Source organism: Pseudomonas sp. GM84 (genome assembly GCF_000282535.1).
In the GTDB taxonomy this organism is placed as follows: domain Bacteria; phylum Pseudomonadota; class Gammaproteobacteria; order Pseudomonadales; family Pseudomonadaceae; genus Aquipseudomonas.
Window position 1 is genome coordinate 1 of the sequence record NZ_AKJC01000006.1, and the last position, 12,960, is coordinate 12,960.

Annotated in this window: 16 protein-coding genes and 1 tRNA gene; 10 read left to right on the forward strand and 7 right to left on the reverse strand. The window is 61.8% G+C overall.

Features of this window, described 5'->3' with window-relative positions:
* Positions 1-108: 108 nt before the first annotated feature.
* The 5 genes from modA (at position 109) to csrA (ending at position 4,170) form a co-directional block, all read left to right on the forward strand.
* A complete protein-coding gene (modA, locus tag PMI38_RS00520) occupies positions 109-867 on the forward strand; it encodes a molybdate ABC transporter substrate-binding protein (protein WP_008089324.1) in 759 nt (252 codons plus the stop codon).
* The gene (gene modB / locus PMI38_RS00525) at positions 867-1,547 is read left to right on the forward strand and encodes a molybdate ABC transporter permease subunit (protein WP_008089326.1); all 681 of its coding nucleotides are present in this window, start codon (positions 867-869) and stop codon (positions 1,545-1,547) included. Before modA ends, modB begins: the two co-directional genes overlap by 1 nt.
* A 1-nt stretch (position 1,548) precedes the next feature.
* A complete protein-coding gene (modC, locus tag PMI38_RS00530) occupies positions 1,549-2,640 on the forward strand; it encodes a molybdenum ABC transporter ATP-binding protein (protein ID WP_008089327.1) in 1,092 nt (363 codons plus the stop codon).
* A gap of 57 nt (positions 2,641-2,697) precedes the next feature.
* Entirely contained in the window at positions 2,698-3,720 is a 1,023-nt protein-coding gene (locus PMI38_RS00535; RefSeq protein WP_008089328.1) for a DNA topoisomerase IB, read from the forward strand.
* A gap of 252 nt (positions 3,721-3,972) precedes the next feature.
* On the forward strand, positions 3,973-4,170 hold the full coding sequence (gene csrA, locus PMI38_RS00540) for a carbon storage regulator CsrA (RefSeq protein ID WP_008089330.1): 198 nt from the start codon (positions 3,973-3,975) through the stop codon (positions 4,168-4,170).
* Between the two features lie 70 nt (positions 4,171-4,240).
* Here the strand turns inward: csrA and PMI38_RS00545 are convergent, their stop codons facing one another.
* From PMI38_RS00545 to PMI38_RS00560, 4 genes are all read right to left on the reverse strand, one after another.
* Positions 4,241-4,594: a response regulator gene (locus PMI38_RS00545; RefSeq protein WP_008089333.1), complete on the reverse strand. Its 354-nt coding sequence runs from the start codon at positions 4,592-4,594 to the stop codon at positions 4,241-4,243.
* 12 nt (positions 4,595-4,606) lie between these two features.
* Positions 4,607-6,052: an ATPase domain-containing protein gene (locus PMI38_RS00550; RefSeq protein ID WP_008089335.1), complete on the reverse strand. Its 1,446-nt coding sequence runs from the start codon at positions 6,050-6,052 to the stop codon at positions 4,607-4,609.
* A gap of 5 nt (positions 6,053-6,057) precedes the next feature.
* Positions 6,058-7,218 carry a two-component system sensor histidine kinase NtrB gene (locus tag PMI38_RS00555; protein ID WP_008089338.1) on the reverse strand — a complete coding sequence of 387 codons (1,161 nt, stop codon included), beginning with the start codon at positions 7,216-7,218 and terminating at the stop codon, positions 6,058-6,060.
* An 81-nt stretch (positions 7,219-7,299) separates the two neighbouring features.
* Positions 7,300-7,587, reverse strand: a complete 288-nt coding sequence (locus PMI38_RS00560; RefSeq protein WP_008089340.1) for a hypothetical protein — start codon at positions 7,585-7,587, stop codon at positions 7,300-7,302.
* Between the two features lie 205 nt (positions 7,588-7,792).
* Between PMI38_RS00560 and PMI38_RS00565 the strand changes: the two genes are divergently transcribed.
* Together PMI38_RS00565 and PMI38_RS00570 are read left to right on the forward strand one after the other, a co-directional pair.
* Positions 7,793-7,877: transfer RNA gene (locus tag PMI38_RS00565), tRNA-Leu, on the forward strand.
* Positions 7,878-7,979: 102 nt separating this feature from the next.
* Positions 7,980-8,393 (forward strand): DoxX family protein, encoded by a 414-nt coding sequence (locus PMI38_RS00570; RefSeq protein WP_008089344.1) that lies wholly within the window; start codon positions 7,980-7,982, stop codon positions 8,391-8,393.
* Between the two features lies 1 nt (position 8,394).
* On the opposite strand, the gene PMI38_RS00575 is transcribed toward PMI38_RS00570, so the two are convergent.
* Positions 8,395-8,583: a hypothetical protein gene (locus tag PMI38_RS00575; protein ID WP_008089345.1), complete on the reverse strand. Its 189-nt coding sequence runs from the start codon at positions 8,581-8,583 to the stop codon at positions 8,395-8,397.
* Between the two features lie 431 nt (positions 8,584-9,014).
* Here PMI38_RS00575 and PMI38_RS00580 point away from each other — a divergent pair, with 431 nt between their 5' ends.
* The 3 genes from PMI38_RS00580 to PMI38_RS00590 all read left to right on the forward strand — a co-directional run bounded on the left by PMI38_RS00580 (position 9,015) and on the right by PMI38_RS00590 (position 11,008).
* Positions 9,015-9,671, forward strand: coding sequence for a LexA family protein (locus tag PMI38_RS00580; RefSeq protein ID WP_043272704.1), 657 nt, complete (start codon positions 9,015-9,017; stop codon positions 9,669-9,671).
* Positions 9,672-9,841: 170 nt separating this feature from the next.
* Positions 9,842-10,090 carry a DUF1654 domain-containing protein gene (locus tag PMI38_RS00585; protein ID WP_008089349.1) on the forward strand — a complete coding sequence of 83 codons (249 nt, stop codon included), beginning with the start codon at positions 9,842-9,844 and terminating at the stop codon, positions 10,088-10,090.
* Positions 10,091-10,333: 243 nt separating this feature from the next.
* A complete protein-coding gene (locus PMI38_RS00590) occupies positions 10,334-11,008 on the forward strand; it encodes a polysaccharide lyase family 7 protein (RefSeq protein WP_008089351.1) in 675 nt (224 codons plus the stop codon).
* A gap of 98 nt (positions 11,009-11,106) precedes the next feature.
* Here PMI38_RS00590 and PMI38_RS00595 read toward each other — a convergent pair whose 3' ends face one another.
* Together PMI38_RS00595 and PMI38_RS00600 are read right to left on the reverse strand one after the other, a co-directional pair.
* Positions 11,107-11,310 carry a PLD nuclease N-terminal domain-containing protein gene (locus PMI38_RS00595; RefSeq protein WP_008089353.1) on the reverse strand — a complete coding sequence of 68 codons (204 nt, stop codon included), beginning with the start codon at positions 11,308-11,310 and terminating at the stop codon, positions 11,107-11,109.
* A 295-nt stretch (positions 11,311-11,605) separates the two neighbouring features.
* Positions 11,606-12,940 carry a serine hydrolase domain-containing protein gene (locus PMI38_RS00600; protein WP_008089355.1) on the reverse strand — a complete coding sequence of 445 codons (1,335 nt, stop codon included), beginning with the start codon at positions 12,938-12,940 and terminating at the stop codon, positions 11,606-11,608.
* Positions 12,941-12,960 lie beyond the last annotated feature (20 nt).

A 12,960-nucleotide genomic window follows, 5' to 3' on the forward strand; every position in this document is an offset into this window, starting at 1 on the left:
GGAAAGCCGCTGTCATCGGCTCGCCCTCTGTTCTCCAACCCCTTCCCGACAAATGGCCTATCGCTATATAGTTCACACCATAACGATAACCATCCCTTGGAGTTGTTCATGCGCATCCGCCTGTCCCACCTGGCCACCACTGCCCTTGCCAGCCTGATCACCCTCAACAGCGCCTGGGCCGACGAGGTCCAGGTCGCGGTCGCTGCGAACTTCACCGCACCGATCCAGGCCATTGCCAAGGACTTCGAGAAAGACACCGGTCACAAGCTGGTCGCCGCCTATGGCGCTACCGGGCAGTTCTACGCCCAGATCAAGAACGGCGCACCGTTCGAAGTCTTCCTCGCCGCCGACGACAGCACCCCGGCAAAACTGGAGCAGGAAAAGGAAATCGTCCCCGGCTCGCGCTTCACCTACGCCATTGGCACCTTGGCGCTGTGGTCGCCCAAAGCGGGCTACGTCGACAGCAAAGGCGAGGTATTGAAGAAGAACGACTTCCAGCACCTCTCCATCGCCAACCCCAAAGCCGCGCCCTACGGCCTGGCCGCCACCCAGGTGCTGGACAAGCTGAAACTGACCGAGGCCACCAAAGGCAAGATCGTCGAAGGCCAGAACATCACCCAGGCCTTCCAGTTCGTCTCCACCGGCAACGCCGAGCTGGGCTTCGTCGCCCTGTCGCAGATCTACAAGGACGGCAAGGTCGAGAGCGGTTCGGCCTGGATCGTACCGACTGCCATGCACGAGCCGATTCGCCAGGACGCGGTCATTCTCAACAAAGGCAAGGACAACCCGGCTGCCAAGGCGCTGGTGGATTACCTGAAAGGCCCGAAAGCCGCTGCGGTGATCAAATCCTACGGTTATGAGCTCTGATGCCACTCGACGCCAGTGACCTGGGCGCGGTCTGGCTGACCCTCAAACTGGCCAGCCTGACCACCCTGATCCTGCTGCTCGTCGGCACGCCCATCGCCTGGTGGCTGGCGCGCACGCGCTCCTGGCTGCGCGGGCCGGTGGGCGCGGTGGTAGCCCTGCCGCTGGTGCTGCCACCGACGGTGATCGGCTTTTACCTGCTGCTCGCCCTCGGCCCGCATGGCTGGATTGGCCAGGCCACCCAGGCCCTGGGCCTGGGCAGCGTGGTATTCAGCTTCAGCGGCCTGGTGATCGGCTCGACGGTGTATTCCATGCCGTTCGTGGTGCAACCCCTGCAAAATGCCTTCACCGCCATCGGCCAAAGGCCGCTGGAAGTGGCCGCGACGCTGCGCGCCAGCCCCTGGGACACCTTCGTCCATGTGGTGTTGCCTCTCGCCCGCCCCGGCTTCGTCACGGCCAGCATCCTCGGCTTTGCCCACACCGTGGGCGAGTTCGGGGTGGTGCTGATGATCGGTGGCAATATCCCCGACAAGACCCGCGTGGTTTCGGTGCAGATCTTCGATCACGTCGAAGCCATGGAGTATTCACAAGCCCACTGGCTGGCCGGTGCCATGCTGGTGTTCTCGTTCCTGGTGCTGCTCCTGCTGTACGCTGGGCGCCGGGGCAAGGCTGGCTGGAGCTGAAATGAGCGGATCGATTGTGGCGCGCCTGCAACTGGCGCGCGACGACTTCACCCTGGATGTCGACCTGCAACTGCCCGGTCGCGGCATCAGCGCACTGTTTGGCCACTCAGGCTCCGGCAAGACCTCGGTGTTGCGCTGCCTGGCCGGGCTTGAGCGCGCGGCCAAGGCCTATATCGAAGTCAATGGCGAGGTGTGGGAAGACAGTGCCCGCGGCTACTTCCAGGCGCCCCACCTGCGCCCCGTGGGCTACGTGTTTCAGGAAGCCAGCCTGTTCCCGCACCTGTCGGTGCGCGGCAACCTGGAATTCGGCTGGCGCCGCATCGCCGCCCGCGAGCGCAAGGTGGGTCTCGACCAGGCCTGCCAACTGCTGGGCATCGGCCACCTGCTCGAACGCCGGCCAGCGACCTTGTCCGGCGGCGAGGCGCAGCGCGTGGGGATCGCTCGCGCGCTGCTCAGCAGCCCGCGCCTGCTGTTGATGGACGAGCCCCTGGCCGCGCTCGACGGACCACGCAAACGCGAGATCCTGCCCTATCTGGAACGCCTGCACGACGAGCTGGACATCCCGCTGGTGTATGTCAGCCATGCCCAGGACGAAGTGGCGCGGCTGGCCGACCACCTGGTGTTGCTGGAGCAAGGCCAGGCAATGGCCAGCGGGCCGATCGGCGAAACCCTGGCGCGCCTCGACCTGTCGCTGGCCCAGGGCGAGGACGCCGGCGTGGTGTTCGAGGGGATGGTGGTCGGCTACGACCCGCACTACGACCTGCTCGACCTGCGCCTGCCCGGCAGCGCCGCGCCTGTACTGCGCATCGCCCATCCGGCCCACAGCATGGGCAGCACCCTTCGCGTCAAGGTCCAGGCCCGCGACGTGAGCCTTGCGCTGGCGGCCGACAGCACCTCAAGCATCCTCAACCGCGTGCCGGTACGGGTGCGCGAAGCCCGCCCGGCAGACAACCCAGCCCATGTGCTGGTGAGCCTGGACGCCGGTGGCAACGCCCTGCTGGCGCGCATCACGCGCTTCTCGGCCGACCAACTTGGCCTGCATCCGGGCCAGGCCTTGTACGCGCAGATAAAGTCGGTGGCACTGCTGGGCTGAGCATCGGTCGCACGGCTGTTGTCCATTGATCAGTGACCTGATCGAGGCTTGCCGCCGATGCTCGACTGCACCCTGCCACCCAGCCTGCACTACGTGGACGACAGCCAGCCCGGCCTCAGCCGCCGCCGCTGGCGCGAGCGCTTCATCTACCTCGACGCGCAAGGCCAGCGTGTGCGCGACAGCGAGACCCTGGCGCGCATCGCCGCCCTGGTGATTCCGCCGGCCTATACCGACGTGTGGATCTGCGCCGACCCGCAAGGCCATCTGCAGGCCACCGGCCTCGATGCCCGGGGGCGCAAGCAGTATCGCTATCACGCGCAGTGGCGCGAACTGCGCGACCAGCACAAGTACGGGCGCATGCTGGCCTTCGCCCAGGCCCTGCCCAAGCTTCGCGCGCAACTGGAACTGCACCTGGCCCGCCCAGGGCTGGACCGGGAAAAAGTCATGGCGCTGGTGGTCAGCCTGCTGGATCACACGTTGATCCGCATCGGCAACCAGCGCTATCTGCGCGACAACAAGTCATACGGACTGACCACGCTGCGCAATCGCCACGTCAAGGTAGAGGGCAGCACCATTCGGTTCCAGTTCCGTGGCAAGCGAGGCGTGGAACACAATGTCACGCTGCGCGACCGGCGCCTGGCGAACCTGCTCAAACGCTGCATGGAACTGCCTGGGCAAGCCCTGTTCCAGTACCTGGACGAAGACGGCCAGCGCCATAGCATTGGTTCCAGCGAGATCAACCAGTTCTTGCAGCAACTGACCGGCGCCGACTTCACCGCCAAGGACTACCGCACCTGGGCCGGCAGCAGCCTGGCCCTGAGCCTGCTCAAGCCGCTGGCCTGGGAACCGGAAAGCGAGGCCAAGCGCCAGGTCAGCAATATCGTCAAGGAGGTCGCCGCACGGCTGGGCAATACGCCGGCGGTATGCCGGCGCTGCTACATCCATCCTGCGGTGCTGGAGCATTACGCTCAAGGGCGCCTTGCAGCGTTGCCCAGCCGGCGAGTGCGCAAAGGCCTGGACCCCGAAGAGGTCGCCTTGCTGCTGTTTCTGCAGGCCCTGGAGGAATCAGGCAATGATTGACCGCGTCTATCTCAACGATGATGCAGAGAAATTTCCCATACGCGCCGAACCCCCCTATCCTTGCCGTCGAGCACCTTCGTCGAGGCACCAGAAGCTCACTGAATCGACACCTGCGACTAAAGACACACGACAGATTTTCTATTTCGGGGAATTACTATCCGCCGAAAGCGTCTTTAATGAGAAGGAAGAGGGACAGGCTCCCACCGCTGCGGCACTGGCCAGGCGGATTTCTACATCACCAAGGAGAACTACATGCTGATACTCACCCGTAAGGTTGGCGAAAGCATCGTCATCAACGACGACATTAAAGTCACCATTCTGGGCGTCAAAGGGATGCAGGTGAGGATTGGTATCGATGCACCCAAGGATGTTCAGGTGCACCGTGAGGAAATCTTCAAACGGATCCAGGCTGGCAACCCAGCACCCGAGAAGCACGACGACCAGCACTGACCTGCCAACTACAAGTCGCACGGACGCGCTTGATCGTACCGAATGGCTGATATTGCTTATCACCTGAGCGTCAGGTATCCAGCAATTCGCGCACCTTGGCGATCATCTTGTCCATGTCGAACGGCTTGTCGAACACCGCGGCGAACAGCTCCGGACGTCCTTGGCTGGCCTGGGCGCCGCTCATGAGGATTACCGGCAGGTCGGACAAGGCCAGCTCCTCGCGAATAGCCACCACCAGCTCCTCGCCGTTGAGCACGGGCATCATGTAGTCGGTGATGACCAGCTCCACGCGCTTCTCCTTGAGCGCTTCCAGGGCCTTGCGCCCGTTGCTCGCCTTCTCTACCAGAAAGCCTTCGTCCTCCAGGGCAAAGCCGAGGATATCGGCGATCAGGTATTCGTCATCGACGATCAGGATGGTATTCATCGGCCGGCCCCGTCATCCACTCCCTTGCGGCACCGGGGTACCCGAGAGCACGCCGCAGGCACCCTCGAACGCTTTGCGCAGGCTGATGCCCTGCGCGCTGAAATGCAACGCGTGCAGCGCCGGGTCATGGTGGCTGTCGCGCACCTTGAGGATCGACAACATGCGCTGCAGTTGCGAGTCCAGTTCAACAAAGCGCATGAGCATCAGGTTGTCGACGATGCTCGACAGATCCGGCGCTGGCGCGGTGATTTCCGAGCCGAAAATGTCGCGCATTTCCCACGTGAGCATGACGCTGACATCCCGCGCCCGCAGCTCTCCCGTCAGTGCCCTGAAGAAGGCATTGAGCCGTGCCGGGTCTGCCGCAAGGCGACTGTACGCCCCGAGGCTATCGATAAACACACGCTTGCTGCCTAATCGATCGACCTGCTCCAGCAAGCACGCACCGACCTGGTCGAGCAAGCCTTCGGTGGTCGGTTGCCAGCACAGCTGCAAGGCGCCTTGTCGCTCCAGATCCGCGAAGTCGTAACCCAGCGATGTCGCCTTCAGGCGCAATCGATCGGGCGTTTCGTAAAAGCCGAAATGCAGGCCGGGTGCCTCGACGCTGGAGGCGCTCAGAAAGGCCAGGCCCAAAGACGTCTTGCCGACCCCCGAAGGGCCCATCACCAGGCTGGTCGAGCTGCGGGCCAATCCGCCACCGAGCATTTCATCGAGTGTGTCGATGCCTGTGGTCACCCGGTTCAAGCTCGCGCAACCTGGTTGGCTGGGGTGGCTGTAGAGCGCTTCCAGACGTGGATAGACATGCATCCCCGCCTCGTCGATCAAGCATTCGTGGCGCCCCGACAGCGCCCCGCTGCCACGCGTCTTGCGCAGCTGGATATGGCGCACGGCGCGGCTGCCGATCAACTGCTCGCCCAGTTCGATCACCCCATCGACCATGGTGTGTTCGGGGCTGCCCTCATCCAGCCGGGCGCTGGTCAGCAGCAGCAAGGTGCACCCGGCAAAGGCCGCATGGCCTTGCAGCTCCGAGACGAACTTCTTGGTGTCCAGCGAGGTTTCCGCACGCACCCGGGCATTGAGCACGCCGTCGACGATCAGCAAGCTGGCCTGCTGCCGGGCGATTTCCTGGCGCAGCAGCTTGACCACCGCATCCAGCCCCTCCTGTTCGAGGGTGTCGAAAGCGCTGACGAACTGAATCTGGTCGCCGACCAACGCCGGGTCGAAGAACTCCAGGGTCGCCAGGTACTGGAACAACCGCTCGTGGGACTCGCTGAGCAAGGTCGCCACCAGCACCCGGCCGCCTTGGCGTACGTGGCCACAGGCCAACTGATTGGCGAGAATGGTCTTGCCGGCGCCAGGTGGCCCTTGAATGATGTAGGAAGCACCCGCAACCAGACCGCCCTTGAGCAGTGCATCGAGCCCCGCTATCCCCGTCACCAGCCGCTTGAGTACTTGTGCCATGGTGGCTACCCGTCGAGTTGACCATCCGAATTGTGCCGGCAGGCCGGCAGGTACAGGCGCATGCACGTACCCTTGCCCATTTCGCTCTGGACATTGATGGCGCCATTGCTTTGCTTGGCAAAGCCGTAGGCTTGGCTCAGCCCAAGGCCCGTACCCTTGCCAAAGGGTTTGGTGGTGAAGAACGGTTCGAAGATTCGCGGTAGCACCTTCGCTTCGATGCCTGGGCCGCTGTCGCCCACCGCGAAGCATACGTAAGCCCCGCACAGGCCTTCTACTTCGCCCGCGAGCTCGACGGCGCTGACCGCCAAGCGGATCGTACCCTGGCCTTCGATGGCATCGCGGGCATTGAACAGCAGGTTGAGCAAAACCATCTGCAATTGCCCCACATCCACATCGATCAGCGGCAAGTCAGGCTGCAGGTGCTCTTCCAGCACGATCTCACGGGGCAATGCATGCTCCAGCAAACCCCGGGTTGCCCCGAGCAATTCGGCGGGAGCGATCTGGGTGACTTCGAGCTTGCGATGACGGGCGAATGTCAGCAACTGCTTGGTCAGCTCGGTGCCCCGCTGGCCCGCATCGAGGATGTGCTCCATCATGCGTCGCAGGCGCACCGGGTCTTGGCTTTCCTTCGCCATCCGCGCCGAATTGATGATGATGGTCAGCAAGTTGTTGAAGTCGTGGGCCAGCCCACCGGTCAGTTGACCCAGCGCCTCGAGCTTCTGCGCCTGGAACAGCTGGGCGCGAACGGCATCCAGCTGCAAGGCGGATTCGCGCCGGTCAGTGATGTCGCGGGTGACCTTGGCCAGGCCGATGACCTGCCCTTGCTCATCGCGGATGACATCCAGTGCCGCCAACGCCCAGAACCGGGTGCCATCCTTGCGTACCCGCCAACCCTCGTCCTGCGCCACCCCCTGTTCGAGGGCCTGCTTGAGCAGGCGCTCGGGGCGGCCATCGAGGCAATCCTCGGGGGTGAAGAACAACGAGAAATGCTTGCCGACCACTTCCTCGGCGCGGTAGCCCTTGATGCGCTCGGCACCGGGGTTCCAGGAGACCACGCGGCCTGTGGTATCGAGCATATAGATGGCGTAGTCCACCACTGACTGCACCAACCGCTCATAGCGGTTGGCAAGCATGACAGGGTGGTCGGGGCGGTCAGCTGAAACCATGCAAACTCCACAGGCACAGCAGGAGGGAAAGAATGAGCTTAGCCAAGGATACACGCCAAGGTCAGCGCGTGCGGCGCAGGCTTAGCCAGGCTCACGTTCGACCAGCACCGGACTGACCCGCCGCGGCATCGCTACTTTCAGCAGCCAAAGGCACACCAGCACGATCACCCCGCCGCCACCCAGGGCCATCAGCCGTTGAGGTTGTGGGGGCTCGTCGGCAAACCCGAGCATCAACAGGTAGCCCCCCAGCGAGGCCAGGCTGATGTAGAGAAAGGCTCCCAGCAACAAGACATGGGCGAACAGCACCCGCCAGTACCAGCGGGGGCGAACGAGACGTCCGGTGTCAGCGGGACGGGAAGCCGGAGGCATGGCTACACACTCATTGGATCCAATAGAAAGGGCAACAGTGGCGTAATGACACCTACGGTGTCAATCAGGCCTCTGTGTGACGCCCTCACTCCTTTGATCATAGGCGCTACGGTTGACTCAACTATAACAATGGGTTATAAAGCGCGCTTGATTGTCAGGCCCTTCTGCCTAGAAGCGCGCCGGTCGTCACGACCCTTTCAAGCGTGCGAGTGTGGTGGAATTGGTATACACAGCAGACTTAAAATCTGTCGGCGTGAGCCTTGCGGGTTCGAGTCCCGCCACTCGCACCATTTTTCGATGAAGGCGCCCTGGTGGCGCCTTTTTCATGCCCGCCGGAAAATCGTCGCGCGCCTGCTAGAGTGGAACGTGTCTACGTCCACTGGAACGCCACCATGCGCTACTCCCTGTTCGATGGCCAACGCGACATCATCATTCTCATCGCCCGTGTGCTGCTGATGATCCTGTTCATCGTGTCCGGCTGGGCCAAGCTCACCGGCTTCGAAGGCACGGTCGGCTACATGACCTCACTGGGCGCCCCTGCCCCCATGGTGGCTGCAGCGATTGCCGTGATCATGGAGTTCTTCGTCGGCATCGTGCTGATCCTGGGCTTCTACACGCGACCACTGGCCTTCCTGTTCGCGTTGTTCGTGCTGGGTACGGCGCTGCTTGGCCATCCCTTCTGGAACATGGTCGACCCGGAACGTGCCGCCAACATGACCCAGTTCCTGAAAAACCTGAGCATCGTCGGCGGCTTGCTGCTGTTGGCGGTGAGTGGCCCTGGGCGGTACTCGCTGGACGGGCGCTGAATCAGTCGTCCGGGTCGTCGTGCCAGGCTGGATGATCATCTTCGTCATCGAGGTCATCCAGCGCTTCGTCTTCCTCCACCTCGTCCTCGGCGCCCTGGGCATCCGCCTCTGGCTCCAGGTCGTCATAGAGGAATTCGTGATCGAGCAGGTGATCGTGCTCAGGCTCGTGCAGGTCGTCTTCGTCGTGCATGGCGGCTCCAGGGAAATTGGCACGCCTGTATAGGCGCATCGTTGGCCAGGGTCAATGGCCTACGTTTAATGTCGCGTTAACCGATAGCACTCACGCTACACGCTCTCCTCTTCAACGTCGCTTGCCCGCCTTCCAGGCGGGCTTTTTTTTCATCCTCCGAATGAATCCCGCTGCCCTGAGGGTGACTATTTCAAGGTTGTAATCTGCCCTTCACGAACTCACGACAAGCACACGTGCACACTGGCCCTGCTCTCCAACGTTCTTTTTATCCGCCACTTGCTGGCGGATTTTTTTTGCCTGAAGCTTTTTCACCCTGCTAACAGGAGGGTGAGGAGACTCACGCTGTACGGTGTTCATCGATACCTAACGTTAGGGTCATGGCAAAAACATGTCACTTGAACGCTTATAACGTGTGTTTTAACCTTGCAGCCATGAACAAAGCCCCCGAAATGCTCAAAGACCGCATCCTTGAAAGGCGCACCGCCCTGGGCCTGAGCCAGCAGCAGCTGGCTGACAAGGCAGGCGTCAGCCAGGTGACCATCCAGCACCTCGAGAGTGGGAGAAATGCCACGTCGAAGAAGCTGCTGGAAATCGCCAGAGCCTTGGGAGTAACGGCTGAGTGGCTGGCCTCAGGGAACGGTCAGCCGCGCGCGGAAAGCAACGTTGTCGGGACCGATGTACAACCCGAGTCGTTCCGCTACCCGGTTATCAGTTGGGTTGCAGCAGGCGCTTGGGCCGAGGCAGTCGAACCCTTCCCGCCTGGGTTTTCCGATCGGTACGAGATGTCCGATTACAACTCCAAGGGCACCGCCTTCTGGCTCGAAGTGAAAGGTGACTCCATGACCTCACCGGTCGGGACCAGCATCACGGAAGGGATGCTTATCCTGGTGGACACCGAAGCCGAGGCCTACCCAGGCAAACTGGTCATTGCAAAACTGGCAGACAGCAACGAAGCGACCTTCAAGAAGCTTGTGGAGGACGGCGGCAGGCGATTCCTGAAGCCTTTGAACCCTGCGTATCCGATGGAAATGTGCATGGAAGGTTGTCGTATTGTCGGGGTCGTGGTCAGAGCCATGATCAAGCTGTAACCGCCGTCGCCCCCAAGAAGCCCGGCCTCATACGCCGGGCTTTTTTCGTCCGATGAAAAATGAATGCTAGAAAAGTTTACCTGTAAGCGATGTTTACACAGGCGTGCTGCTTGATAGTTTCCTACATAACGGATAACTGTATATATGTACAGCACACGGAGTTTTCGCACATGCTGCCCCTCACCTTCTCACATTCACCTTCTCGCTCCTTCGAGCGCCTCGGACACCGCATACAGCTGGCAATCGCTTCGCCGCATGTCCAGAAGCGGCAATTCATCGAGGTGGAACCGAACCCCGACGAGACGCTCGATGACTGGCAGCGGCTGCTTGCCGACCTGGAAGACACCCATGGCGTCCGGATTGAGCGCCTGGCCTCTGGGCGGATCCGCATAGGCTGGCGTGACTTCACGGAGGCTTGATCGATGCCCGCATCCCGCGGGCATTTTTTTGAGCCGAATTATAACTTGAGTTATTGACACCCTCAAAACTCAAGTTATGATGAAATCCATAACACAGGTTATCAACCGCAACGAAGAATCACCGCCGATGCAACACCACCGCCCTGTCGCCAGTAGCGAGGCCGGGAGAACGATGCGGAGCACGCATCTCATCAAGGCAGCCAATCCAGGCACCTCGATAATCTTTATCAGGAGACTCACCCCATGACCGTAAACATCGACGACCTCACGATTACGACCCCCGTACCCACTTCATCCACCAATCCCGTCGCCCTGGAGCTCAGCGGGGCCGAGGCCATCGCACAGCTTCCAGACATCGTGACCGTGCTGGCCGATGGGTCCATTCAATTCACAGCCCCCACCAAGGGCGCTTCGAGCAAGAGCACTCACCGCACGCGGTGTGAATGGAAAGAGCCGGTGTACTGGTCGTTGGCGAGCGCCGATGAACACATCAACTTGCAGGAGATGACGCTCACCAAGGTCAACGCCGCGCAGAAGGTCGTCATCTCGCAATTGCACGTGAAGGACGACGACAGCCCGCCCGTGAAAGTCCTCTGGAGCAAAGGCAATATCACCCTGGGCTTTCGCAAGACGTTCAACCAGCCGGACCCGGTGAACACGACGCTGCTCAAAGGTGTGCCACTCGGGGCGAAATTCAAGGTAACCATCCGAGTACTTGCCTCGGGCGCCTTGACTGTCACCGCCGAGTGCAATGGCCATGCCGCGTCGTCGGGCCGGCTGGAGATGGATAGCTCGTGGCGATCATCAGTGCTGAATTTCCACGGCGGCGTGTACAACCAGATCGACTACACCAGCGCCACTGCGGCTGACGATGGCTCGATCTGCATCATCAGCAGACTCTCGCTGACCCACGGCTAGATCCCGCCATAAAGAAAAACCCCGCAGACGTTAGTCTGCGGGGTTTTCGAATGGTGAAGGCCGAGGGTATTCCCTTCAGCTCCCTCGGCCCGCGTTGATCAGTGGGTTGAACCAAGACGACTGTTGCCGCGAGGACCGGCCAAGGCCCAGATGATCAGACCAATCACTGGAAGAAATGCAATAAGCGCTACCCAGAGTACTTTCTTCATGGTTTCGCTATTGCTTCTCACCACATTGATGATCGCCCAGATATCCAGGACAAAAATGGCGAAGGCGATCAAGTTGTATAAGAAAGAGCCCATGGACACACTCCAGCGTTAATGAGATTGCCGGTCAGAATAGCAAAGGTATTGGGAAACCCTTGCTCGCCGAGATCAACTTATCTTGCCCGTTACTCAGCGATCAGCGTGATCCATGTGGGAGCGGGCTTGCCCCGCGAAACAGGCAGTGCAGAGCATGGCGCCGGCTTCGCCGGTGTTCGCGGGACAAGCCCGCTCCTACAGGAGTCGCGTCAGCTTTTAGAAATTGAGCAAGACAGTTGCTCCCACAACGTCAGCGGCGCATGTACGCCCTTTGTTTTGTACGCGCAAGCGCAGCTCACTTCGCCTGGCCGCGGTCCAACGCCTCTGCCACGGCATTCACGAACACCGCCTGTTCGTCATACAACGAACTCGGCGTTTCGGCGTTCTTCCAGGTCGACCACTGCACCACCACCAGGCGCTCGGCCGGGTTGATGGCAATGGTCTGGCCGAAGATCCCCAGCGCCCAGAACGTCTGGTCGCTGTTCGCCGTTTTCTTCGGCTCGGCCTTGGCATCCGGCGCCGGCGCGTTGTACCACCACTGGTAGCCGTATTGCCCGTTCGGCGCGGCGGCGGTCACCGAACCTTTGGCCTGGGTCCAGTGCGTGGAGCGCGCAATCCAGTCATCCGGCAGCAGCTTTTCACCGCCGGGCAACTGGCCGCCGCTCAGCACGAACTGGCCGAAGCGGCCCCAGTCGCGCAGGGTGGCGTTGAAACCGTGGCCGCCCATGTCGACCTTGCCGGACACCAGCGCGTGCCACACACCGTCCTGCTGCATGCCATAGCGGCTCCAGACCTGGTTCTCCAGGTACTTGGCGATGGTCTGCCCCGTGGCGTTTTCCAGCACGCGGCCCACCAGCCAGGCGCCGCCGGTGTTGTACGACCAGACCTCGCCAGGCTTGACCCCCGGCTTGCGCTTCACCGAGCGCACCAGGTTGAGCACGCACTGGTACGGGTCGGGCTTGGCTTCGCACTGGGTCATGTGCGAGAAGTCGGAATCCTTCGACGCGTAGTTCTCGTCCCAGACCACCCCGGAGGTGTGCTGCATCAGCTGGTGCAGGGTCACGTCTTCCCAGGCGCTGCCTTTGAGTTCGGGGACGTACTGGGTGATCTTGTCGTCCACCGACTTGATCTTGCCTTCCTTGAGGGCCACGCCCACCAGCACGCTGACCACCGACTTGGCCACCGAGCGTGATGTCCACAGCGTTTGCGCGGTGTTGCCTTGCGCGTAGTGCTCGTAGGCCACCTTGCCATCCTTGAGCACCAGCAGGCCGGTCACGCTCTGGTTGTGCAGGTAGTCGGCAAGGCCCTGGGGCTTGCCATCCAGGGTGTAGCGCACATCGGCGAGTGTGTGGTCGGCTGCAGGCAGCGGGTACGGCTTGGCGCCGTGGATGCTGAAGACGTCGCCGCCGTACAGGCGGTAGGTGTTGCGAAAACCTACCACGCGGGTTGCCTGGTCCCAGGTGAGCATGTCCTTGGGGGCGGGCAGCACCTTGTCGAAGGGTTGCGGGCACGTCTGCAGCCCGGGCACGCCGCACGGCCCCTTGGCGTCGTCGGCATGCGCCGCGCCGGTCATGGCGGCCAGCACGGACAGCACGGTGAACGATCGTTTTATTGTTGGTATCGCCAGCATGGGCGGCTCCTCGTAAGGCG

Coding starts and splice junctions, on each gene's coding strand:
- modA (WP_008089324.1), top strand. CDS start 109: ATGCGCATCCGCCTGTCCCACCTGGCCACCACTGCCCTTGCCAGCCTG.
- modB (WP_008089326.1), top strand. CDS start 867: ATGCCACTCGACGCCAGTGACCTGGGCGCGGTCTGGCTGACCCTCAAA.
- modC (WP_008089327.1), top strand. CDS start 1,549: ATGAGCGGATCGATTGTGGCGCGCCTGCAACTGGCGCGCGACGACTTC.
- PMI38_RS00535 (WP_008089328.1), top strand. CDS start 2,698: ATGCTCGACTGCACCCTGCCACCCAGCCTGCACTACGTGGACGACAGC.
- csrA (WP_008089330.1), top strand. CDS start 3,973: ATGCTGATACTCACCCGTAAGGTTGGCGAAAGCATCGTCATCAACGAC.
- PMI38_RS00545 (WP_008089333.1), bottom strand. CDS start 4,594: ATGAATACCATCCTGATCGTCGATGACGAATACCTGATCGCCGATATC.
- PMI38_RS00550 (WP_008089335.1), bottom strand. CDS start 6,052: ATGGCACAAGTACTCAAGCGGCTGGTGACGGGGATAGCGGGGCTCGAT.
- PMI38_RS00555 (WP_008089338.1), bottom strand. CDS start 7,218: ATGGTTTCAGCTGACCGCCCCGACCACCCTGTCATGCTTGCCAACCGC.
- PMI38_RS00560 (WP_008089340.1), bottom strand. CDS start 7,587: ATGCCTCCGGCTTCCCGTCCCGCTGACACCGGACGTCTCGTTCGCCCC.
- PMI38_RS00570 (WP_008089344.1), top strand. CDS start 7,980: ATGCGCTACTCCCTGTTCGATGGCCAACGCGACATCATCATTCTCATC.
- PMI38_RS00575 (WP_008089345.1), bottom strand. CDS start 8,583: ATGCACGACGAAGACGACCTGCACGAGCCTGAGCACGATCACCTGCTC.
- PMI38_RS00580 (WP_043272704.1), top strand. CDS start 9,015: ATGAACAAAGCCCCCGAAATGCTCAAAGACCGCATCCTTGAAAGGCGC.
- PMI38_RS00585 (WP_008089349.1), top strand. CDS start 9,842: ATGCTGCCCCTCACCTTCTCACATTCACCTTCTCGCTCCTTCGAGCGC.
- PMI38_RS00590 (WP_008089351.1), top strand. CDS start 10,334: ATGACCGTAAACATCGACGACCTCACGATTACGACCCCCGTACCCACT.
- PMI38_RS00595 (WP_008089353.1), bottom strand. CDS start 11,310: ATGGGCTCTTTCTTATACAACTTGATCGCCTTCGCCATTTTTGTCCTG.
- PMI38_RS00600 (WP_008089355.1), bottom strand. CDS start 12,940: ATGCTGGCGATACCAACAATAAAACGATCGTTCACCGTGCTGTCCGTG.